Source organism: Weizmannia sp. FSL W8-0401 (genome assembly GCF_038009125.1).
GTDB lineage: Bacteria > Bacillota > Bacilli > Bacillales > Bacillaceae_C > Weizmannia > Weizmannia coagulans.
The window spans coordinates 3027265-3047748 of the sequence record NZ_JBBPAG010000001.1; the positions used below are offsets into that span (position 1 = coordinate 3027265).

The 20484-nt window shown below is 47.7% G+C and carries 20 protein-coding genes; 8 read left to right on the plus strand and 12 right to left on the minus strand.

All coding sequences use genetic code 11. The annotated features are described in order from the left end of the window. Positions 1-34: 34 nt before the first annotated feature. From NSU00_RS14710 to NSU00_RS14720, 3 genes are all read right to left on the minus strand, one after another. The gene (locus NSU00_RS14710; protein ID WP_061574547.1) at positions 35-1411 is read right to left on the minus strand and encodes a UDP-N-acetylmuramoyl-tripeptide--D-alanyl-D-alanine ligase; all 1377 of its coding nucleotides are present in this window, start codon (positions 1409-1411) and stop codon (positions 35-37) included. A gap of 59 nt (positions 1412-1470) precedes the next feature. Then, a complete protein-coding gene (locus NSU00_RS14715; RefSeq protein ID WP_195850669.1) occupies positions 1471-2538 on the minus strand; it encodes a D-alanine--D-alanine ligase in 1068 nt (355 codons plus the stop codon). Between the two features lie 241 nt (positions 2539-2779). Further along, positions 2780-3553, minus strand: coding sequence for a hypothetical protein (locus NSU00_RS14720; RefSeq protein WP_019720997.1), 774 nt, complete (start codon positions 3551-3553; stop codon positions 2780-2782). 442 nt (positions 3554-3995) lie between these two features. On the opposite strand from NSU00_RS14720, the gene NSU00_RS14725 reads away from it, so the two are divergent. From NSU00_RS14725 to NSU00_RS14735, 3 genes are all read left to right on the plus strand, one after another. Continuing rightward, entirely contained in the window at positions 3996-5309 is a 1314-nt protein-coding gene (locus tag NSU00_RS14725; RefSeq protein ID WP_017554381.1) for a hemolysin family protein, read from the plus strand. Positions 5310-5469: 160 nt separating this feature from the next. Further along, positions 5470-5898: a MerR family transcriptional regulator gene (locus NSU00_RS14730; protein WP_061574549.1), complete on the plus strand. Its 429-nt coding sequence runs from the start codon at positions 5470-5472 to the stop codon at positions 5896-5898. Positions 5899-5980: 82 nt separating this feature from the next. Then, entirely contained in the window at positions 5981-7363 is a 1383-nt protein-coding gene (locus NSU00_RS14735) for a hemolysin family protein (RefSeq protein WP_013860705.1), read from the plus strand. Positions 7364-7458: 95 nt separating this feature from the next. Here the strand turns inward: NSU00_RS14735 and NSU00_RS14740 are convergent, their stop codons facing one another. Continuing rightward, positions 7459-7602 carry an Lmo0850 family protein gene (locus NSU00_RS14740; RefSeq protein ID WP_013860706.1) on the minus strand — a complete coding sequence of 48 codons (144 nt, stop codon included), beginning with the start codon at positions 7600-7602 and terminating at the stop codon, positions 7459-7461. A 352-nt stretch (positions 7603-7954) separates the two neighbouring features. On the opposite strand from NSU00_RS14740, the gene NSU00_RS14745 reads away from it, so the two are divergent. The 3 genes from NSU00_RS14745 (at position 7955) to NSU00_RS14755 (ending at position 12863) form a co-directional block, all read left to right on the plus strand. Next, positions 7955-9553 carry an SWIM zinc finger family protein gene (locus NSU00_RS14745; RefSeq protein WP_340703863.1) on the plus strand — a complete coding sequence of 533 codons (1599 nt, stop codon included), beginning with the start codon at positions 7955-7957 and terminating at the stop codon, positions 9551-9553. After that, positions 9537-12338 carry a DEAD/DEAH box helicase gene (locus NSU00_RS14750; RefSeq protein WP_340703864.1) on the plus strand — a complete coding sequence of 934 codons (2802 nt, stop codon included), beginning with the start codon at positions 9537-9539 and terminating at the stop codon, positions 12336-12338. The genes NSU00_RS14745 and NSU00_RS14750 overlap by 17 nt, the downstream gene beginning before the upstream one ends. Positions 12339-12428: 90 nt before the next feature. After that, positions 12429-12863, plus strand: a complete 435-nt coding sequence (locus NSU00_RS14755) for a DUF4944 domain-containing protein (protein ID WP_013860709.1) — start codon at positions 12429-12431, stop codon at positions 12861-12863. 23 nt (positions 12864-12886) lie between these two features. Here NSU00_RS14755 and NSU00_RS14760 read toward each other — a convergent pair whose 3' ends face one another. Further along, entirely contained in the window at positions 12887-13309 is a 423-nt protein-coding gene (locus NSU00_RS14760; protein WP_013860710.1) for a YwpF-like family protein, read from the minus strand. A gap of 349 nt (positions 13310-13658) precedes the next feature. Here NSU00_RS14760 and NSU00_RS14765 point away from each other — a divergent pair, with 349 nt between their 5' ends. Further along, the gene (locus NSU00_RS14765; RefSeq protein WP_013860711.1) at positions 13659-14018 is read left to right on the plus strand and encodes a single-stranded DNA-binding protein; all 360 of its coding nucleotides are present in this window, start codon (positions 13659-13661) and stop codon (positions 14016-14018) included. A gap of 6 nt (positions 14019-14024) precedes the next feature. After that, positions 14025-14189, plus strand: coding sequence for a hypothetical protein (locus NSU00_RS14770; RefSeq protein ID WP_013860712.1), 165 nt, complete (start codon positions 14025-14027; stop codon positions 14187-14189). Between the two features lie 189 nt (positions 14190-14378). Here NSU00_RS14770 and fabZ read toward each other — a convergent pair whose 3' ends face one another. From fabZ to spoIID, 7 genes are all read right to left on the minus strand, one after another. Then, entirely contained in the window at positions 14379-14804 is a 426-nt protein-coding gene (fabZ, locus tag NSU00_RS14775; protein ID WP_019721004.1) for a 3-hydroxyacyl-ACP dehydratase FabZ, read from the minus strand. Between the two features lie 130 nt (positions 14805-14934). Continuing rightward, positions 14935-15765: a flagellar hook-basal body protein gene (locus NSU00_RS14780; protein ID WP_061566098.1), complete on the minus strand. Its 831-nt coding sequence runs from the start codon at positions 15763-15765 to the stop codon at positions 14935-14937. 27 nt (positions 15766-15792) lie between these two features. Next, positions 15793-16581: a flagellar hook-basal body protein gene (locus NSU00_RS14785; RefSeq protein WP_019721006.1), complete on the minus strand. Its 789-nt coding sequence runs from the start codon at positions 16579-16581 to the stop codon at positions 15793-15795. A 38-nt stretch (positions 16582-16619) separates the two neighbouring features. Then, positions 16620-17621, minus strand: a complete 1002-nt coding sequence (locus NSU00_RS14790; protein ID WP_026683914.1) for a rod shape-determining protein — start codon at positions 17619-17621, stop codon at positions 16620-16622. 392 nt (positions 17622-18013) lie between these two features. After that, complete coding sequence (spoIIID, locus tag NSU00_RS14795) at positions 18014-18280, minus strand: sporulation transcriptional regulator SpoIIID (protein ID WP_017553086.1); 267 nt, start codon at positions 18278-18280, stop codon at positions 18014-18016. A gap of 324 nt (positions 18281-18604) precedes the next feature. Continuing rightward, complete coding sequence (locus tag NSU00_RS14800) at positions 18605-19375, minus strand: M23 family metallopeptidase (protein ID WP_013860719.1); 771 nt, start codon at positions 19373-19375, stop codon at positions 18605-18607. Between the two features lie 81 nt (positions 19376-19456). Beyond that, a complete protein-coding gene (spoIID, locus tag NSU00_RS14805; RefSeq protein WP_195850674.1) occupies positions 19457-20467 on the minus strand; it encodes a stage II sporulation protein D in 1011 nt (336 codons plus the stop codon). Positions 20468-20484 lie beyond the last annotated feature (17 nt).

Below are 20484 nucleotides of genomic sequence, written 5' to 3' on the forward strand. Positions count from 1 at the left end.
CATACTACGTATGAGGGGCTCTTTGCTGTTTCCTTTATGAAACTGTAATGGCCTTTACCACTTCTTCTAGCTGCATGCCTCTTGAGGCTTTGACCAGAATCAAATCGCCGGCTCCGATTTTTCCTTTCAACATATCGATCAACCGCTCCTTGTCCTCAAACGCAAACACGCGGTTGCCCGGAAAATCGCAAGCTTCCGCGATCAAACGGCCCAACTTGCCATATGTAAAAACAAAATCAATTTTTTCAGGGTTCAAGCTGCGGCCGACCTCCCTGTGAAACGCCGCTTCCTTTTCGCCCAGTTCAAGCATATCCCCGAGCACGAGGATTTTCCGGCCCGTTCCTTCAAACTGCTCCACAAGCCGGATGGCCGCACGCATCGACGTCGGGCTTGCATTATATGCATCGTTGATGATTTTTGAGCCGTTGATGCCATCCGCCATTTCCATCCGCATTGCGCTCAGCCTCGTTTTCCCAAGCCCTGCGCGGATTTCCTCAAACGGCATGCCAAACTCGCGGCCGGCAAGAATGGCGGCAAGCGAATTGATGACATTGTATTCGCCAAGGACCGGCAGATGAAAACCGATATCCCCCGAAGCATTTGTCCGGAACGCGCTGCCGTTTGTCTCTTGTCTCCATCCCACCGGATAAAGATCATTTCCGTGCCCTTTGCCGAACGTCTTTGTCCGAATGCCGGTAATGTTTGGCACCCGTTCCTGCAAAAGCGGTTCGTCCCCCATATAGATCAGCAGCCCGTTTTCCGGAAGGCCTTCTGTAATTTCGAGTTTTGCATCGGCAATCGCTTCACGGGAACCGAGATTTTGAATATGCGCCTCGCCAATATTTGTAATAATGGCCACATCCGGGCGGGCAATCGATGTTAGAAAAGAAATTTCCCCTTTTGCACTCATGCCCATTTCCACCACGGCGATTTCCGTATCTTCATCAAGGGACAGGAGCGTTAACGGAACGCCCTGGTGGTTGTTAAAATTGCCTTCTGTTTTTTGCACTTTAAATTTTTCGGAAAGGACGGAGGCGACCATATCTTTTGTCGTCGTTTTCCCGTTGCTGCCGGTAATGCCGACGACTTTTGCCCGCAAGGCGTTCCGGTAGCTTTTTGCCAATTCCTGCAGGCTTTTCTCTGTATCTTCCACGATAAGAAGCGGCACGTGCGCCGGCGGGTTCGGCACATCTTTTTGCCAGAGGGATGCAGCTGCGCCTCTGCGAAATGCGTCCTCCACAAATTGATGGCCGTCCGCATGCCTGCCTGTAAGCGGCACATACAGATTACCTTTTTCGATTTTGCGCGAATCAATGCATACACCTTGTACAAGCGTTTCGTTGCGCTGCAGTTCTTCCCCGTTTTCCACATGGATCATTCCGGTCATTTCCCGGATCGTCCGTCTGATCATTTTCGCTCTTTTCCTCCTTGAAAACAGAACGGGAACCATTGTCAATGGTTCCAAATTCGTTACAAAGTATATTTAATCCGCTGTTTTTCAGCATGCCGCTCCAGGGCAAGTTCAATCAGCTTTTCGATCAGCTGCGGGTAATCCAGCCCCGCCTCTTTCCACAGAAGCGGAAACATGCTGAATGGCGTAAATCCGGGCATCGTATTGATTTCATTGATGATCACCCGTTCGTCTTCTGTCACAAAAAAGTCAGCGCGCACCAGCCCCGAGCAGTCGAGTGCTTTAAATGCCGTAATCGCAGCTTCGGTTAGCTTTTTATATACCGTTTCGGAAATTTCGGCCGGAATGATTAACGCCGTATCCCCATCTTCGTATTTCGCTTTATAATCGTAAAAATCTTTTTTCGCGACAATTTCGCCGGCAACGGAACATTGCGGATTGTCATTCCCGATCACGCCAAGTTCAATTTCCCTTGCCGTGACGCCTTCTTCAACAATGATTTTCCGGTCGTATTGAAAGGCTTCCTTAAATGCGGCTTCCAGTTCTGTGCGGTCTTTACACTTACTGATCCCGACACTTGAACCGAGATTCGCCGGCTTGACGAAACAAGGGTAACCGGTCTTTTCTTCCACTTGTTGAAAACAGGTTTCGGGCGCTTTTTCCCATTCGCTGCGGATAAAAGAAACATATTTCACCTGGTCGAGCCCGGCTTGCGCAAACAGGTTTTTCATAATCACTTTATCCATTCCGGCTGAAGAGGCAAGCACGCCATTTCCAACATACGGCAGATTTAACAGTTCAAGCATGCCCTGTACGGTGCCGTCCTCCCCGTTCGGCCCGTGCAACAGCGGAAAAATGATGTCATAGCCGCCCTTTTCGTCCGATACGGTGGTTGAAAGCGCATTAGGGGCCATTTTCTTTCCGTCATGGAATTCAAGCTGTTTCACGGTTTCAACAGGCCCGGTTAAAAGCGGCCCTTTTATCCAGTCCCCTTCCGTTGTAATGAAGATAGGGTAAATATCGTATTTTTCGTGATCCAAGGCCTGTATTACAGCTTTGGCGGTTTGCAGGGATACTTCATGCTCAGCGGATTTTCCGCCGTAAAGCAAACAGATTTTCTTTTTCATTGTCATCCTCCATCATACGAACAGGATATTCCTATTTTAACATTTTACACACCCGGTGTGCGCCAAATTTGCCATTTTGATTTGTTCAGTTTCTTCCCTATTGTATGTCAAAACAGGCATTTGTGTAACACGTGTATAATGAAAAGCGGGGTGGCTTTCCCGCTTTTCTATCCTGAAACATTGCGCCAGCTGCTTTTCATCCATCTGCTGCGCTGGTACAGCGTTCACCGCACATGGGCGTCTAATGGATTAAAATTTTCCATTCCTGCATCCTGCGGTCATAGACCATTTTTCCATCGATTGGCGTGCCGGAGATGACGGCATATTCTTCGTGCATTTCATCCATATCATGAAAATCGCCGATCGTCCAAAACGGGATTTCAATTTGCACCCGGGTCTGCACGGCATATTCCATTGAAATGACCATCCCTTCCTTCATTTTATCCAAAAGAGGCAACAGCACCTCCACCGGGATAGCAGGCAGCGCTTTCCGCTTTTTCCGCCCGAACAGAAACGGCTTCTCTCCTTTGATCCTGTTGATCCGCTCGGCAACTACACAGCCAAGCATCGCATAAAAATCACGGAAAGAACGGAAATAAATTTTGCTGTAGTAGCCGTCATCCTGCGATAAATAGACGAAACGGTTATTTAATTTCCGGTAAAAAGGCCTCCGCAAATGATGTTTCATATGGCTCAGATACAGCAATTCCGCAATTTCATACCCCTCCAGCAGATCGAGCCCTTCCTCATCCTCAAAATCAACCCAGCAAAAATCCCCGTAGCTGTATATGTCTTCTTCCAGCAGCCGCCCGATTGTTTCTTCATCCGCATATTCAAACAGCGTATGTAAATTTACAGTGCCCGCCTCAAATTGATGACGGAGAAGAAGGAGATTCGTCAAATTGGGGAAAGCATGGTAAAATTCATAAAAACAGATGCCGTGCGATAAAACATAGTGATTCACTTCATTCGCGTGAACGTAAATGAGCTCCCTGTTGCCACCATGGTTTTTCAAACTATTACCCCCGATTGTGCAAAGCATGTTATGAACTAAAGCCCGCCAGTTCTCATAATTTTATTTTAACAAAGTTGGCGAAAAAATTGGATTTTTATTTCATTCCTATCTGAAAAAGGGGCATCCTTTATCCTCACTGATGATTATAATGTATTTCCGCTAAATGCAAAACCATATACTACTGTTTACCCCCTCACCAGCATTGCCATTTTTTAACCGGGAAAAGACGCCCTTGTGCTTGCAGTTCCTATTAAAATGATTCAAAATATGGATAGGAATATACAGAAAACGACGGGTACTTTCTTGTTCCCGGGCAAGCCCCGTTTTTTCTCCTGTTTTTCGGGAACAGTATACAGGAAGAGTCTCTTAAGGAGGTGCATGTCTTGCCGAATCAGGGGCCATGTAAAACGATTCATTTTTGCATCTCTTGGCAGGACAAACCATGCTGACGATCAAATTGCTCATTATTGTCTTATTAATCGGGGCCAATGCGTTTTTTGTCGCCTCGGAATTTTCTCTCGTAAGGGTGCGAACATCGAGAATTGACCAGCTCATTGCGGAAGGCAACAAAAAAGCCGCTTCCGCCAAAAAGGTAATTTCCAGCCTGGACAGCTATTTGTCGACAACACAGCTGGGCATCACCGTGATTTCTCTTATTCTCGGGTGGCTGGGCGAGCCGACATTAAGGGTGATTTTTAATCCGCTTTTAATCAAACTCCATGTTCCCGGGACACTCATCCACGTGGTGACCTTTATTCTTTCTTTTCTCATCATCACCTTTTTCAGCGTCGTGGTTGGGGAGCTTGCACCGAAAAATATTGCTATCCAGACAGCAGAAACGATTGTGCTGCTCGTCGCCAAACCGCTGATTTTCATCAACAAAATCATGTATCCCTTTACGTGGACGCTGAACAAGTCGTCACGGTTTGTGACAAAAGCGCTCGGTTTCGACATGCAATTGGACAATGAAATCACCCATTCAGAGGAAGAACTGCGGATTATTCTGTCGGAAAGCTTAAAAAACGGTGAAATTAACCAGTCCGAATATAAATATGTCAACAATATATTTGAATTCGATAACCGGATCGCAAAAGAAATTATGGTCCCCCGAACAGAAGTGGTCACCGTCGACAAGAGCGACCGGATTGCCGATCTCATCCGGCTTGCACAATCGGAAAAATATACGCGTTACCCGGTTACAGACGGGGACAAGGACAATATCATCGGCGTGCTCAACATGAAAGAAGTGCTGACGGATTATGTTTCAAACCCGGATCTCCGGGACGATGCGACGATTGAACCGTATATTAATCCAATTATCCATGTCATTGAAACGGTGCCGATTCAGGGTGTCCTTGCCCGCATGCAAAAAGATAACACTCATATGGCCGTTTTACTGGATGAATATGGCGGGACTGCCGGCATTATTACAGTCGAGGACATTTTAGAGGAAATCGTCGGTGAAATCCGGGACGAGTTTGATACGGATGAAATCCCGCTTATCCAAAAAATCGGGGATGCGCATTATATTTTGGACGCCAAAGTGCTGATTGAAGATGTAAATGATCTCCTTGCGATCGAAATTCCCGATGATGACGTGGACACGATTGGCGGATGGCTGCTGACACAGAAATACGATTTAAAAAAGGGCGATTCCGTGCCATTCCAATCGTATGATTTCAAAGTAAAAGATATGGAAGGTTCGCACGTCCTGTATGTGGAAGTATCAAAAAAACAGGAAGCGGCTTCCTCATAACGGGGGGCTGCCCAACCTGGTTTTCCACTTTTAAACTAATTGAATTTTCCTAATTACATTTTATTTCTAACCGGTACGTTTGACTGTATGGTATTTATGTTTTATAATAGTCATAATATAAGTGTGCTTTTTCAGAGATTGGGGTGATTCCAATGGGGCTTTGTACCGCATCGGGGAATTAGCATCCATTGCCAATGTTTCAAAACGGACCATTGATTACTACACCCGGCTCGGGCTGTTAAAACCAAAACGCACCGGCGCAAATTACCGGATTTATGACGAAGATGCCGTAAGTGACCTGCAATTTATAGAAGAATGCAAAAAAATGCATCTCCCGCTTGAGGCGATCCGGGTCAAACTGGAATGCAGAAGGAACGGCATATCGAATGCACATGCCCTGGTCCAGCAGTTGAACCTCTTTTCCGAACAGTTAAAACAGCTCAATATGGAACTGAAAGATATGACACCGAATCTGGAGAAACTGCCGGAAGAGCAAAAAGAAACATTGCGCAATCAATTATCAGGAGACAGCCGGGCACTCGTCCAGTCCCTTTCCTCCATTTTAAACAAGGAAGTGGTCTGGCGCTGAAACCGGGAATAGGATCATTTAATTTTGCAAATATACAGGAGGTGACTCCTGCCCCGTCTCTATTCGGAGCAGGGAAACTTATTTGGACATATTTAAATTGGTGCTGATTTTTATTTTAATCGCACTTTCCGCTTTTTTTGTAGCTTCAGAGTTTGCAATCGTAAAGATTAGAAGTTCCCGGATTGACCAACTCATCGAAGAAGGAAACAAAAAAGCGATTTCGGTAAAAAACATCATCACAAATCTTGATGAGTATTTATCGACCTGCCAATTGGGCATCACCATCATTTCGCTTCTGATCGGATGGATCGGGGAAGAAACCGTTTCGCATCTTCTCGCTCCCGTACTCGGGCTGTTGCATCTTCCGGGGTCTTTTGGCGCCGTTTTCTCCGTCATCCTTGCCTTTTCTGTCATTACCATTGTGCATGTCGTGGCAGGAGAACTTGCGCCAAAAACAGTTGCGATTCAAAAAGCGGAAACCATTGCGTTTCTTGCAGCAAAGCCGTTAATTTTGTTCCACAGGCTGATGTACCCGTTTATTTGGCTGCTGAACAGTTCTGCCGGCCTGATTACAAAAATGGCCGGGCTGGAACCCGCATCCCGGCATGACGTCGCCCATACGGAAGAGGAATTGCGCTTTATCCTGTCCGAAAGCTATAAAAATGGTGAAATCAATCAATCAGAGTTTAAATATGTAAATAAAATTTTTGAGTTTGATAACCGGATTGCGAAAGAAATTATGGTGCCGAGAACCGAGATTGTCTCCCTTTCCAAAGGGGACTCCCTCCAGACGTTCATGGACCTCGTGCAGGAAGAACGGTTTACCCGCTACCCTGTCATTGACGGAGATAAGGACCATATTATCGGGATCATCAATTTAAAGGAAGTTTTAACCGATGTATTGAAAAAACAGGCTCCCCCTTCGTCACTGGAAGCGTATATACGGCCGATTATCCGCGTGATTGACACGATTCCGATTAATGAGCTGCTCGTCATGATGCAAAAAGAACGCATTCACATGGCTGTATTGCTTGATGAATACGGGGGCACGAGCGGCATAGTGACGGTCGAGGATATTTTGGAAGAAATCGTCGGTGAAATCCGTGATGAATTTGACATGGATGAAGTGCCGCTGATCCGGAAAGTCAAGGACGGCCACTTTATTATCGACGCCAAAGTACTGATCAGCGAAGTGAACGACCTGCTCGGCACACAAATTTCCGATGAAGACATTGATACCCTCGGCGGTTGGATTTTAACCAAAAAATTCGAGGCAAAGCAGGGCGACACGGTTGAAACCGATGAATACACCTTTACGATCAGTGAAATGGAAGATATGCATATCCGCTATATCGAAGTGAAAAAGAAAGCGGCACGGCCGGCCAAACGAACTGCAAAACAGGAACCCACGCCGATGATTCAAAATGAATCCGGACATCCTGAAATGTTAAAAGCTTTTGAGTAATGGAGGGCGCCAGCTGCCCTCTGATGCCAATTCAAAATCCAAAAACGCGGGCGATCGCTTGGTCGCCCGCGTTTTTCCGCTCCGCAAAACAGAAATTAATGCTTTTTGTAAACCGGTTGCAGCTTTCTCCCTTCGAGCACTTCGAACAATTCCAGCCGGGATTTCGTAAAGGAGGTTTTGATTCCCATTTCCGAAAAAGCCGATATCATCTTTATTAAATGATCATGGTTTTTTTTCATACGACCACCTCATCTATCATGGATTTCCGTACTGTTTCCTTATCTGTATATGTATTCCCATCTATATAGGATTTTACACGGCATTTCTTAAATTTTTATGAAAATTTTCTTGCCTTACTCTTAATATAGCAAAAAATTTAAAAAAATATAAGGGTTTTCATCAAAATTGTTTGATTTCCTTCCTCAAGTCTGCGAGAAGAACAAATAGACCGGTTGCGGCTGCCCTCTTTTCCGCACTGGACATCAACAGAAATGTGTATTATGCTAAATAGTTGAATTATCACTTGCCACAAACCGAAGCAGCCTGTCTGCTTTTCGTTTTACATATTTTTCCAAGGAAGTGTGTCGCCCTATGGCCGCCTTACTGAACGATTATGCCACAAAACTTCAGAACCGGTTGCAGCCGGAGCGCGAATCCCACCAGAAACTGGTGCAAAAAGGGCTGCTGTTGTACCGCCAGCATCTCGTCCATGCCAAACGGGTTTCGGGGCGGTTTTTGCGCGGGAAAGTCCAGGATGTGACACCGGTGGATTGCGAACTGGACCTGCTTGACCCGTTGAATTTTGACTGTGCCTGCCCCCATGACGGTTTTTGCCGCCACCTGATGGCTTTGTTTTTCTCTGCCTACAGTGAAGCAAACAGTGTATTCGACTGGGTCCGCGAGTGGAAGCGCCGCAGTACGGACGGGGACATCCTGCAATCCGTGAAGCGGGCAAGCGATTTGCTGGAGAAAAAAAAGCCGGAAACAACCGGGCAAACCATCAGCATGTGGCTGGATGATTTCCATATCGCGTTTGAAGAGATCAATGTGAAGGATGAATTTCTTCTCGATCTCTCGGCAAGGGAAGTTTACCGCCGGCTCACCCTTTTTTTGCCGGTCGAACGGGAATGGGAACCGCTTTACAGACTGGCCGCTGCCTATGAATTGTTTAAATACCTTCACACGGTTTGTTTGAAAAATGGCTTTTTTTCGTCCGCGGCTCTCATGCAGTTTTTGGCCGGCGAAGCGGAAGAGGCGGCAAACCGGCTGTCGTCCGCAGCGCTCCCGTTTGCTTTTGATCCGTTTATTGCTTATTTTCGCGAGAACACCCGCGAGCTGGCGGACAGTGCATCCATCTATGAACTGGAAACCGTTGATTTTTACCGGATGCTCTGGTCGCGCCTGCTCAAGAAAGAAAATTGGCGGAAAGAGGAAGAGGCGCGTTTAAGAAAGGAAATTTTAAACAGCATTGACGCCGGTGAAAACCTCTCCACTCTGAAGGTGCTCTGCTTTATACATCTCGCCTTTTTGCTCGGGAATGACGACACCGCGCTGTTTTTTCTCGGGCAGCTGGCTGCAAGCGGCGCCCATACAGCCGTATATATGCCGTACTGGTTTTTGGAACTGAAAGCAGATGAGAGGCTGTCCCGCTATATTTCCGCCGCCGTGCCGATGATCCCGCGCCTTTTGGAATCTTGCACGGACGACTTCGAAAGGGCTGCCTATATGCGCATGTTTTTCCGTTCCATCAATGAACAGGCACTCTCCGCCCAGCAGCTGAAATTGCTGGAAAAACTGTACCGCGCCTTTTTGCCTGTCAGCGCACCGAAATACGGGGACGTTTTGTTTTCATCCGCAAGATACAAGGAGTGGGCGGAACTCCAGACACTTACCGGCCATACACCCGGAGATATTGAAAAAGAAAAACTCGAACAGGTTGCAAAACAAGCGCCTGAAGCCCTTCTCCCTCTTTACCACCGGGCGGTCGTCATCTGTATCGGGGAAAAAAACCGGAAGTCCTATCAAAAAGCCGTCCGCTATTTGAAAAAATTAAAAGCCATTTACCGGAAACGCCATGAAGAGGAACGGTGGTACGCATTCTTTGATGAAATCAAGGAGCGGACAAAACGGATGCGCGCTTTTCAGGAAGAATGCAGGAGGGGAAATTTGACCGATGCAGATGGAATATGATGTAAAAATCAATATACAGCCGGTTCCGGACGGGCGCTATTTCTTATTTGCCGAAGACCGGGCCGGAAACGGGGCCGATCCTTCCTACTGGGCGCCGTCTTTGTTTATGTGGCATGAAGAAAGTTTTTACGGCGCCTTTATGCCGTACACGCGTTTCGGAAGCCGCCGCGGGATTTTGGCTGACAGCTTTACGCTTTTGTCCCTGCTCGGAAAAGAAGGGTTCAGTTCGATGTTGCGCTGGGATTGGGATGAACGCGGGCAAATTTATTTGGCTGCGGCTCCCGTGCTGCTTGATGCCGTTTTAAGCGGCGGCTGGCTTGCTGAGGCGGCTGCACTTCCGGAAGAAGAAGCATGGGAGATAGAGCTGCCTGATGCCGTCATCGATGAGTTCAGCCCGTCGTTTTGGGGTCGGATGCTGGATGAAAAACCTTTGTCCCGCGTCCTCTCCGAATGGTACGGAGAAGCTGCCCGTTCTTTTATCACCAGCCGGCCCAAATTGAAGCGGCAATTCATGGAGCTGAAAAAATTAGGCTTTACCTCCCGGGAACTCTCCTCGTATTTTGACAAGCGGCGTTTTCAACTATGGGCGGGCGAAGCGTCCCTCCCCTTTACGATTGGGATCCGCCTTTTTGAACCGGACGCTGACGGCGGGCGCTGGAAGCTTGAAACCGTGCTGCGCGGCCGTGATAAACCGGAACGGATGCTGGTCTACCCCCGGCAAAAGCTGTATAAAAAATGGCAGCCGTTTGAAGAAGAGGTCCGGCTCGAACAGGCAAGATGGGGAAAACTGTTCCCCTGGCTTCAAGATGAAAACGGGCAGCTGCGCAATGAACTTGAAGAAAACCGCGCATGGGAGTTCTTCGTTCATGCCAGCGAAAAGCTTCTCCCGCTCGGTGTGGAAATTATGCTGCCGTCCTGGTGGTCATCTGTTAAAAACGCCAATATGCGGCTGAAAGCAAAACTGAAAAAAAACACAAGCTACCGGTCCTTTTTCAATCTCAATACAGTGCTCGAATTTGACTGGCGGATTTCCTTAAACGGGATGGAAATGAGCGAAGAAGAATTTCAAAACCTCGTAAACGGAGGGCGCCGCTTTGTGAAAGCGGGAGAAGAGTGGATCACGCTTGATCCGAAGATGATCCGGTCGCTGCAGGCGCTCATGGAAAAGGCCAAAAAAGAGGGCCTCCATCTTCAGGATCTGCTCGCGCAAACTTCCGGATCCGAAGAGGAAACGGACGAAGAAGAAACAGAGGATATGCAGGCGCTCGCCCGGATTCAAATTGAACTGAATCAGTCATTAAAAAAATTCATCCGGAAACTTTCCAATCTGGACGAAATTCCATCCGTCCCGATCCCGCCCGGATTTCAGGGCGATTTGCGGCCGTATCAGCAGCTTGGCTTAAACTGGCTCTCCTTTTTGCGTGATTGCGGGTTTGGCGCCGTACTGGCAGACGATATGGGGCTTGGGAAAACCGTGCAGCTGATCGCTTACCTCCTCCATGTGAAACATGCAAAACAGCCGGCAAATCCGGCGCTCATCATTTGCCCGACATCTGTCCTCGGCAACTGGCAGCGGGAGATTGAAAAATTTGGAAATGGCTTAAATGCCGCCCTCCATTACGGGCCGAACCGGAAAAAAGAAAACCTGGGGGACTGCTATCAGCATGCCGATGTTGTGCTGACGAGCTACGGGATTGCCCACCTTGATTTCGAGGCATTGTCAGCTGTGGAATGGAGCACGATTGCCCTTGATGAAGCGCAAAACATTAAAAATGCAGAGACGAAACAGTCGCGGGCGATCCGGAAACTAAAGGGCAGGCACTATATTGCTTTGACCGGCACCCCGATGGAAAACCGGCTCTCAGAACTGTGGGCGATCTTTGATTTTACCAATAAAGGCTATTTGGGCACGTTCAGGCAGTTCCAAAAACGGTTCATCGCCCCGATCGAAAAGGATGGATCGAAAGAAAAAATCCGCGAGCTTAAGCGCCTCATCCGACCGTTTTTGCTGCGCCGGACGAAAAAAGATCCGGATGTGGAACTGAATCTGCCCGAAAAGCTGGAGCAAAAAGAATTTTGCCCGCTGACGGCAGAGCAGGCGGCATTGTACGAAGAAACGGTGCAAAATGCTTTTAAGGGGATCGACCAGCTGAGCGGGCTTGGCAGAAGAGCGCTGATTTTGCAGATGCTGAACCGGCTGAAGCAGCTGTGCAACCATCCTGCCCTGTTTCTGAAAGAAGAAAAACCGGCGCACCTTTTGGAACGGTCATTTAAATTGGAAAAACTGGCCACGCTGACAGAAGCCATTTTGAATACGGGAGAATCATGCCTGATTTTCACCCAGTATATCGGGATGGGCCAGATGATTCGGCAAATGATGAAGGAGCTGTTCGGTCTTGACGTTCCGTTTTTAAACGGAAGCATGCCGAAAGCAAAACGCGACCAGTTGATCCGTGATTTTCAAAACAAGGCGTTCCCTGTTTTTCTCCTGAGCTTAAAAGCCGGGGGAACGGGCTTGAACTTAACAGCGGCCAATCATGTCATTCATTATGACCGCTGGTGGAACCCGGCTGTTGAAAACCAGGCAACAGACAGGGCGCATCGCATCGGACAGCAGCGGTTTGTCCATGTCCATAAATTGATTGCGACCGGCACACTTGAAGAAAAGATTGACGCCATGCTTGAAAAAAAACAGGCACTGAACGACGAAATTATCCAAAGTGACAACTGGGTAACTGAGCTGTCCGATGACGAATTGAAACATTTGGTTTTGCTGCAAAGTTAAATAGAAGGGGGGCACCCGCTCTGAGGTTCCCCCCTCTCCTACATTTTTTGAATATTTATTATTATCAATAAAAATGGAGGGTACGTAAACATGAAAAAACCTTGGGCTATCACAGGCATCATTGCTGCAGTTGTCGTAATCGGCATTATAGTCGGTATGGTTGTCCATGAAAAGGAAAAGCCAAGCTACCCGAAATGGGTGGGCCACAGCAAGAGCGGCAAATGGACGGCTGTATTATCGTATAACGGTGAGAAATCTGATGATGTTAATTATTCTGGAGATTTCATTTGGAATGGCTCCAAAAAAGAGAAAAATAAGGTTTCTGTTTTAAAAACACAATATTGGATCGGTGGTGAAATGGAAGCCGGGGACAAAACAGCAAACAAAGAGAAGGTATCTCCAGACACAGGATTTGTAGAATATACAGACGCGCCAAAAAAAGGAGAACATCCAGAAGCCGTCATTTATTGGGAAGAAGATAACAAAGTCCATAAGGAAGTCATCGAATTAAAAAAGCAAAAATAAAGGCGCGAAAGGGCCGCTCTGTTTTATGACGCAGAGCGGCCTTTTCCGTTTAATCTTTCTTTAAATGCCTCAATTAATTCCTCGCCTTCGTACCCTTCGCGGACCAGCTCCTCCAACAGCTTTTCCGCATACGCGATCCGCCTCGAGCGTATTTTCCCTTCGAGCAGGACGCTGATCGTTCCGTCAAATTCTTTTATTCCCCTGACCCGGGTCGAAAGCGGTGCCGGATCATTGTTCTCATACGTGATCACCACTTCAGTATCCAGCTCCGTCTGCTGCTTTTCTTTTTCCGCAAAAAACGGCAGATGCTTGCTCTCCGTGTATGCTTCAATCAGCCAGGTGCCCCGCCCATCTTCCTTGTTCAGAATCAGCCCGTCAATCAACGGAATCGGCACGCGTTCGCCGTCATTCAAAATGGTAAGCGACAGGATCTTAAACGTTTTCATCCCTTTCCTCCCTATTCGTTTGTAAAAATTATAACATACATCCAACAGACGATCACCGGCAACAGCCCATTTTCTCACCTGCATCAAAAAGGCGGAAGTCTGGACAATGCAAGTCCAAGCCGGGAACCAGCTGTTATGTTTCCGCGGTAAAAGTTCCCATTTTCGCCCGGTTGATGCCAAAGAAAAAATTTTAAATAATGCCATAACCTCTTTTTACTGCCGAAATATGTAAAAACCAGGCGTGCAAAAATACATTTTTGCACGAAACGAAGGGGCTATTTTTGAAAAATGGCGATTTTACAAGAAAAATGAAAGCCGGTAAGATAAATGCAGGAAGGGGGTGGATCAGTTGATTAACCAGGTCACATTAGTCGGAAGGCTCACAAAAGATCCGGATCTTCACTACACAGCAGACGGAAAACCGGTGCTAAATATTACGCTTGCCTTAAACCGCCATTACCGGAATCAATTTGGCGAAACGTTAACCGATTTTGTCCAATGTACCCTTTGGAATAAAATCGCGGAGAATACAAGCAAATATTGCGCAAAAGGTTCCATGCTCGGCATTACCGGCCGGATTCAGACCCGCCACTATGATAATAAGGACGGAAAAAGGGTCTACGTCACCGAAGTCATTGCCGACACAGTCCAATTTTTAAGCAAACGGCCGGAAAACAAACCGCTGCAGGAAACCGGCCAGGGAGGGTAGCATGCAATGGAAGATGCTGCAAAACGGTTGGATGCACTTGAGCGGGTATTAGCGGATATGATCGTCAAACAGGGCATGCTGAACCGGCAGCTTGCACTTTTGATGCAGGAAGTAAAACGGATAGAGGAAGAGAGCCGCAAAATGCCCGCACTCGTGCCACATCTGAAGTAAACGTATGAGTTTTCCTTTTCCAACTTTCTTTTCCATTTTACCAGTTCCTAACGTTTCTCCTATTTTGCCCCATCAGAGAGAATGTGTTTGTTATCAATATCGATCCTCTTCTATCCCCTTTTCTTTTTGGTCAGCTGGACATCCGGCTGATTTTTTTTACGGAAAAAAGCGGCAAGATCTGTTCCGCTGCTATTTTTCGAGTGCAAACATGATCTCCGCTTCACAGGCAAGCTCCCCGCCGACTGTAGCAACCGCTTTGCCTTTTCCGACCGGCCCTTTCAAGCGGATGATTTCCACTTCGAGGCGAAGCTGGTCTCCCGGTTTTACCTGGCGTTTAAACCGGCACTTGTCAATACCTGCAAAAAGCGCAAGTTTCCCGCGGTTTTCTTCCTTTTTCAACATGGCGACCGCGCCCACCTGTGCGAGCGCCTCCACAATCAATACACCCGGCATGACCGGATATTGCGGAAAGTGGCCTGCAAAAAAAGGTTCGTTTCCGGATACGTTTTTGATTCCAACCGCACGTTTTCCTTCTTCCACCTCAAGAATGCGATCAATCAATAAAAAAGGATAACGGTGCGGGAGAATGTCTTTAATTTGCTGTAAATCCAACATTGGCAAAAAATCCTCCGTTTTCAGTTTCAGTCCGGGAGAAATAAGGCGGCGGGCAGGATCCGAAACGGCCGCGTCCCCGGATACTGCCTTAAAGTACGTAAGGCAGCTGGTTTTCGTAAAAAGCGAATCATCAGGAACGGATGTTGTTTACAAGGCCCATCATCTGGTCGGACAATGTAATCGTCCTTGACTGGAACTGATACAACCGTTCTGTTTTCGTTAGCTCCGTTATTTCAGCAGAAAGGTCGACATTCGATTTTTCAAGCGCGCCCTGCTGCATAGAAATTTGGCTGCGGTTTGCCCCCTTTAAATCGGTGTATACATTTGCCGCATTGGCGTTTTGCGGCAGCCTCAGCAAGTTGTTCCCGGCCTGTTCCAGCACTTGCGGGTTGCGTATTTGGACAACGCCGAGGTTAAAGCTTTCCCGCGTGCCGTCACTGTATACCACCTGCAAGATCCCGTTTGGCCTGATCGCGTAATCTGCTACTCTGCCCTGGAATGTAATCATCCTGTTATTCTCATCCAGGACAGGATTCCCGTTCGCATCAGTGAGCACACTTCTATTGTTTCCGAGCGGGGACACTTCCAATGCGCCGTTGCGTGTAAATGCCACTTCATCACTGCCATTTGCCCGGGCAAGCACTTTTAAATACTGGTTTTCTTTTGTAAAGGCCATATCAAGGGCGCGTCCGGTATTTTCAAGCGCCCCCTGCGATGGGGAAAGCACCGCTTGTGCCAGTTTTGCCCCCGTGCCGGTCCGGATGCCGTACGGCGTTTTTCTGCCTGTTTCTTTGGATGGATCCGGCTGGTTGTTGATTTGCTGGGCGAGCAGATCGGTAAAGCTCGCCTGTTTGCTTTTATAGCCGTTTGTATCCACATTAGCAACATTATGGCTGATGGTATCGATTTTGTCCTGCAACTGCCTGAGCGTATTGGTTGCTGTCAACATGGATTGATTCATGGCGCTGTCTCACCCCACCATTCTCCGTTATACTTTTCCTACGTCATTTACGGCTTTGCCGAGGCTTGCGTCATAAGCCTGCAGCACTTTTTGATTGGCTTCAAAAGAGCGGTAAGCACTCATCATATCTGTCATTGTTTTTGTCTCATCGACATTGGAAGATTCCAGGCAGCCCTGCTTGATTTGAAAGCCGTTTTGGCCTGCAGCTGGCAGCGCCCCGTTATTCGCGAGCGTATATAAACCGTCGCCTGTTTTCTCAAGCTGTGCCGGATTTTGGGCGTAGGCAAGGCCGATCGTGCCCGCATACCGCCCGTTTTCCGTTACCACGCCAGCCGCATCGACGGAAAAATCGGTTCCCCCCGTCTGAATGCGGCCCCCGTTTTCATCCAGCACGTAATGGCCGGAAGCGGTCGTTAAATAGCCTTCCGGGTTCACTGTGAAATTCCCGTTCCGCGTATAGGCTTCATGCCCGTTGCCGTCATCGATGCGGAAGAACAGGCTTCCTTGCGGTGAAGCCTGATCTAATATGGCCAAATCGGTCCGGTTGCCTGTTTCTTTAAGGTCACCCTGTTTAAAAAGCGGCAGTGTTTCCTGCATATAAACACCGGTCGCAAGTGACCCGACCGATTTCACTACTTCGCCTGTTGTCCCGTTTTTATCCATATAACTGAGCAGCATTTTCGGGAAAGAGCGGATCGATGACTGGTCCGTTTTATACCCCGGCGTGTCTGCGTTGGATAAATTATTGGCGAGCAAATCCGTTTTCCGCTGCTGGGCGATCATCCCGGAAGCCGCTGTATATAAACCCCGTAACATTGCCATTCACCTCGCTGGAGCATTCATCAAACGTTTGATTAAACGAGTTTTCTTCTTGAAATTTTATCGATATTTTCAAGCATGACGCCTGTTCCGATCGCTACGGAACTCATCGGATTTTCGGCAACAAGGACCGGCACTTTAATTTCTTCGGCAAGCAATTGGTCAATACCGTGCAAAAGGGCCCCACCGCCTGTTAAAATGACACCGCGGTCAATAATGTCGGCTGACAGTTCAGGAGGCGTTTTCTCTAAAACGTTTTTCGTGGCGTGGACAATGATGGACACGGATTCACGCAGCGCTTTTTCAATTTCAGCGGATTTGATCGTAATCGTCCGCGGCAAGCCGGAAACCATATCTCTGCCCCGGATGTCCATTTCTTCATTGCGGGCGCCCGGAAATACCGTGCCGATATTCATCTTGATATTCTCTGCCGTCCGTTCGCCGATCAGCAGTTTGTACTCCCGTTTAATATACTGCAGAATTTCATTGTCAAATTTGTCACCGGCCATTTTGATGGACGAGCTTGTCACAATGTCCCCCATCGACAGTACCGCAATATCCGTCGTGCCGCCGCCGATATCGACCACCATATTCCCGCTCGGCTGGAAAATATCCATGCCTGCACCGATGGCCGCCACTTTCGGTTCTTCTTCCAGGTAAACATTTTTCCCGCCGCTTTTTTCTGCTGCCTCGCGGATCGCTTTTTGCTCCACGCTCGTAATATTTGTCGGGCAGCAAATCAAAATGCGCGGTTTCGATAAGAATCCCTTTACATTCAACTTGTTAATAAAATACCGCAGCATCGTTTCCGTTACGTCAAAATCGGCAATGACGCCGTCTTTCAGCGGGCGGATGGCGACAATATTGCCCGGCGTCCTGCCAACCATGCGGCGCGCTTCCTCCCCGACCGCGAGCACTTTATTGGCCGTTTTCTCAATGGCTACAACAGACGGCTCATTCAGCACAATTCCCTGGCCTTTTACGTGGATCAGTACATTCGCGGTACCCAAATCAATTCCTATATCCTTTGCAAACATGTATGTGCTCCTTCCTCATTTTTTCAAACTTTTTTAGGACGATTTATCTATTCGAAGTCTATCATTGTCTGTTATCCCTGATTATTTATTTTAGCATATTTTTGCCGGGTTTCGGGACCATTTGTCAAATTTTATTTTCGGGTATTTTTCAAGCGAGGCAAACGGAGGGGATTTTACGGGGGGCCGGTTTGCAAAAAAGCAGCTTTCGCGCGGGGTGTCCGTTTCAATTCTGCGAAAGCCGTTTGCCGGATGGAAGCAGCTGCGCATCCTGTGGCCGGAACCGCTCCCAAAACGGGCCCGGACCGTAAAAAGAAGCAACCGCGCAATTCGATTGCTTCTTTCAGGAATCATGGAGCCCTCATGAGCCGGAAAGCGCTGCTGCGGTTTTTCTGTTACTCTGTGACCGGATACTCTTCTTTTTTATATTTTTGCTTTGTTGCTTCCCCTCCGCGCAAATGACGGACAGATTTATGGTAATCGAGGATATTCTTTACCTCATTTGCCAGTTCCGGATTGATTTCCGGCAGCCTTTCCGTCAAATCTTTATGGACAGTACTTTTGGATACGCCAAACTCTTTCGCAATTACGCGAACTGTTTTCCTCGTCTCCACGATATACTTCCCAATCTTGATAGTCCTCTCTTTGATGTAATCGTGCACACTACTCGCCCTCCCCCAAAATTGGATGTGAGGCGTGTGAAATGAGACTCGCCGGATTCAATTTTGTACTAGATCCCGCAGGCTGTTCATGCTTGCGGCAGAAAGTGAAGCCTTTCTGATGGTGCAGAATATAATCAAGTCTGTAGCGAAGATGCTCCCGTCATTAACGATTCCTCACCTCAAACACTCCCGCTTTTTTGTCAAGTTTGTAACAGTTTATTAGCTTGTGTACCATTTTATGCAAGAAACTGCTTTTTTTACGGGAAGCGGGCGGAAAACAAAAAAAGGACAGAGGTTTTCTGTCCTGTATACACGCGGGCTGTATTAATGGCTGTTCTGGCTGGTTGATGTTTTTTCCGAAGACCGGCTTTGCTTGGACTGGCTGCTTTCGGATGAAACTTCCGGCGTTTTGACGTCGCTGGCCGTTTTATTGAAGTAGCCTTCCGGATTGACCGCCACATCGTCTTTGCGGATTTCAAAATGAAGATGCGTCCCGGCGGCTTTGTTCAGCTCGCTCCGGCCGGCTTTTGCGATCGTTTGTCCTTGCTTGACCATATCGCCTTCTTTCACCGCAATGTCTTTCACCGATTGGTATTCGGTCGTCACGCCTTTGTCATGTTCGACTTCAATGACATTGCCCAAAACGGCATCTTCCTGCACTTTTGTGACGGTACCGCCCATTGCAGCAACAACGTCAAATGTTTTGCCATTTTTCATCGTGATGTCAATTCCCTGGTTCGGCTGATATGTGTTGCCGTATACAACGAGTGCGGCTTCCTGGTCCTTGACGGAAGCATTCGCGTCGTAAAACTTCTTCTCAATCGTGGCCAGTTCAGGTTTTTGTACCGGCATTCTGAAGTTTTCTACCGCTTTGTTTACTTCGATTGCGTCATTGCCGGATCCTTTCTGGCTGATGGATGCATCGTTTTTAAATTTTTCTTTTGCCGAATGGGTTCCAAGCGACTGATACCAAATAATCCCTGTAATCAACAGCACCGCACTTACTAAATAGATTGCCGGATAGACCCAGCGTTTTTTGAAGAAATTTTTTATGTTCTTTGGTTGAGAAGGCCGTTTCTTTTCTTCCTCTCTCATTTATCATCACCTCAGCAACCATTCTGAACATTTCTTCATTTGTTTATACATAAAGTTTAAAAAATTTTTGTCCGGGAGGGATTATTTTTTTGCCAGGGCGCCGGCTCCGGCAATTTGGCTGAATGGTTTCACCGTGACGCCTTGATAATAATACGCCACAATCGCTTTATAATCTTTCCCTTCCTGTGCCATGCCGTTTGCCCCGTACTGGCTCATGCCGACGCCGTGCCCGTATCCTTTCGTTATAATTTCAATTTCTTTTCCTTTTCTTTCCCATGTAAAATCTGAAGAAGGCAGCCCCAGCTTCTCCCTCACCTGCCTGCCGGTGAAAACTTTGCCGGCAATTTTGATTTTCGCCACTCTTTTTCCTTCTGTCCTGGATAAGACAGTTCCCGTATCATTCGCTTGAATCCGGATCCCCAGTTTTTGTTCGAACGCCGTGGTGGGGATGGATGTGACTTTCTTGAATTTAGGCGAGTTTTGATCCCACGGGCTTTTCACGCTTTTTAAATAGGGTACGGCACTGGACCAGTAATCGCCGGCATTTTCTGTGTAGCCGTTGCTGGTGGAAAAAAACGCTGCATCGATCGGCTTGTTATGGTAAGTGATGATTTCGCCTTCTGTTGCAGCAACCGCTTTGTCGATTTTCTCCATTTTTTCCTGATACGCTTTCCCCCAAACGTTTTTCAGTTCATCCCGGCTCAAATATACCTGGTCGTTGACCGTATCTGTCACATTGGCATTATCCGGCAAATCCCTGTTTCCGCCATTTAACATCCGGTTGACAATGAAAGTGCGGGCAGTCAGTGCCTGGGCTTTTAATGCCTCGAGTTTAAACGTTGCAGGCATTTCAGCTGCGACCACGCCTGCAACATAGTCTTCCATTGGCACGCGGTCAACCTTTTTCTCCATGCTTCTGTATACGGATACCTGGACGGATGCCGCTTTTTTCTCCTCCTTTGGCGGTTTTTTTTCATGCAATTTTCCGCTCACCTTGTCGTTGTGGAACGGAAGGACGACAAGGGCCGGAATGAGAAAGGAAAAGGCGAGGACGAGGATCGCTGCGATTACAACGGGTTTGATTGGTTTCATGCTGACGCCTCCATATG

Bases quoted from the DNA above. Each gene is read 5' to 3' on its own strand.
- NSU00_RS14710 (WP_061574547.1), bottom strand. From the start codon at position 1,411: ATGATCAGACGGACGATCCGGGAAATGACCGGAATGATCCATGTGGAA.
- NSU00_RS14715 (WP_195850669.1), bottom strand. From the start codon at position 2,538: ATGAAAAAGAAAATCTGTTTGCTTTACGGCGGAAAATCCGCTGAGCAT.
- NSU00_RS14725 (WP_017554381.1), top strand. From the start codon at position 3,996: ATGCTGACGATCAAATTGCTCATTATTGTCTTATTAATCGGGGCCAAT.
- NSU00_RS14740 (WP_013860706.1), bottom strand. From the start codon at position 7,602: ATGAAAAAAAACCATGATCATTTAATAAAGATGATATCGGCTTTTTCG.
- NSU00_RS14745 (WP_340703863.1), top strand. From the start codon at position 7,955: ATGGCCGCCTTACTGAACGATTATGCCACAAAACTTCAGAACCGGTTG.
- NSU00_RS14750 (WP_340703864.1), top strand. From the start codon at position 9,537: ATGCAGATGGAATATGATGTAAAAATCAATATACAGCCGGTTCCGGAC.
- NSU00_RS14755 (WP_013860709.1), top strand. From the start codon at position 12,429: ATGAAAAAACCTTGGGCTATCACAGGCATCATTGCTGCAGTTGTCGTA.
- NSU00_RS14760 (WP_013860710.1), bottom strand. From the start codon at position 13,309: ATGAAAACGTTTAAGATCCTGTCGCTTACCATTTTGAATGACGGCGAA.
- NSU00_RS14770 (WP_013860712.1), top strand. From the start codon at position 14,025: ATGGAAGATGCTGCAAAACGGTTGGATGCACTTGAGCGGGTATTAGCG.
- fabZ (WP_019721004.1), bottom strand. From the start codon at position 14,804: ATGTTGGATTTACAGCAAATTAAAGACATTCTCCCGCACCGTTATCCT.
- NSU00_RS14780 (WP_061566098.1), bottom strand. From the start codon at position 15,765: ATGAATCAATCCATGTTGACAGCAACCAATACGCTCAGGCAGTTGCAG.
- NSU00_RS14785 (WP_019721006.1), bottom strand. From the start codon at position 16,581: ATGTTACGGGGTTTATATACAGCGGCTTCCGGGATGATCGCCCAGCAG.
- NSU00_RS14790 (WP_026683914.1), bottom strand. From the start codon at position 17,621: ATGTTTGCAAAGGATATAGGAATTGATTTGGGTACCGCGAATGTACTG.
- NSU00_RS14800 (WP_013860719.1), bottom strand. From the start codon at position 19,375: ATGAGAGAGGAAGAAAAGAAACGGCCTTCTCAACCAAAGAACATAAAA.
- spoIID (WP_195850674.1), bottom strand. From the start codon at position 20,467: ATGAAACCAATCAAACCCGTTGTAATCGCAGCGATCCTCGTCCTCGCC.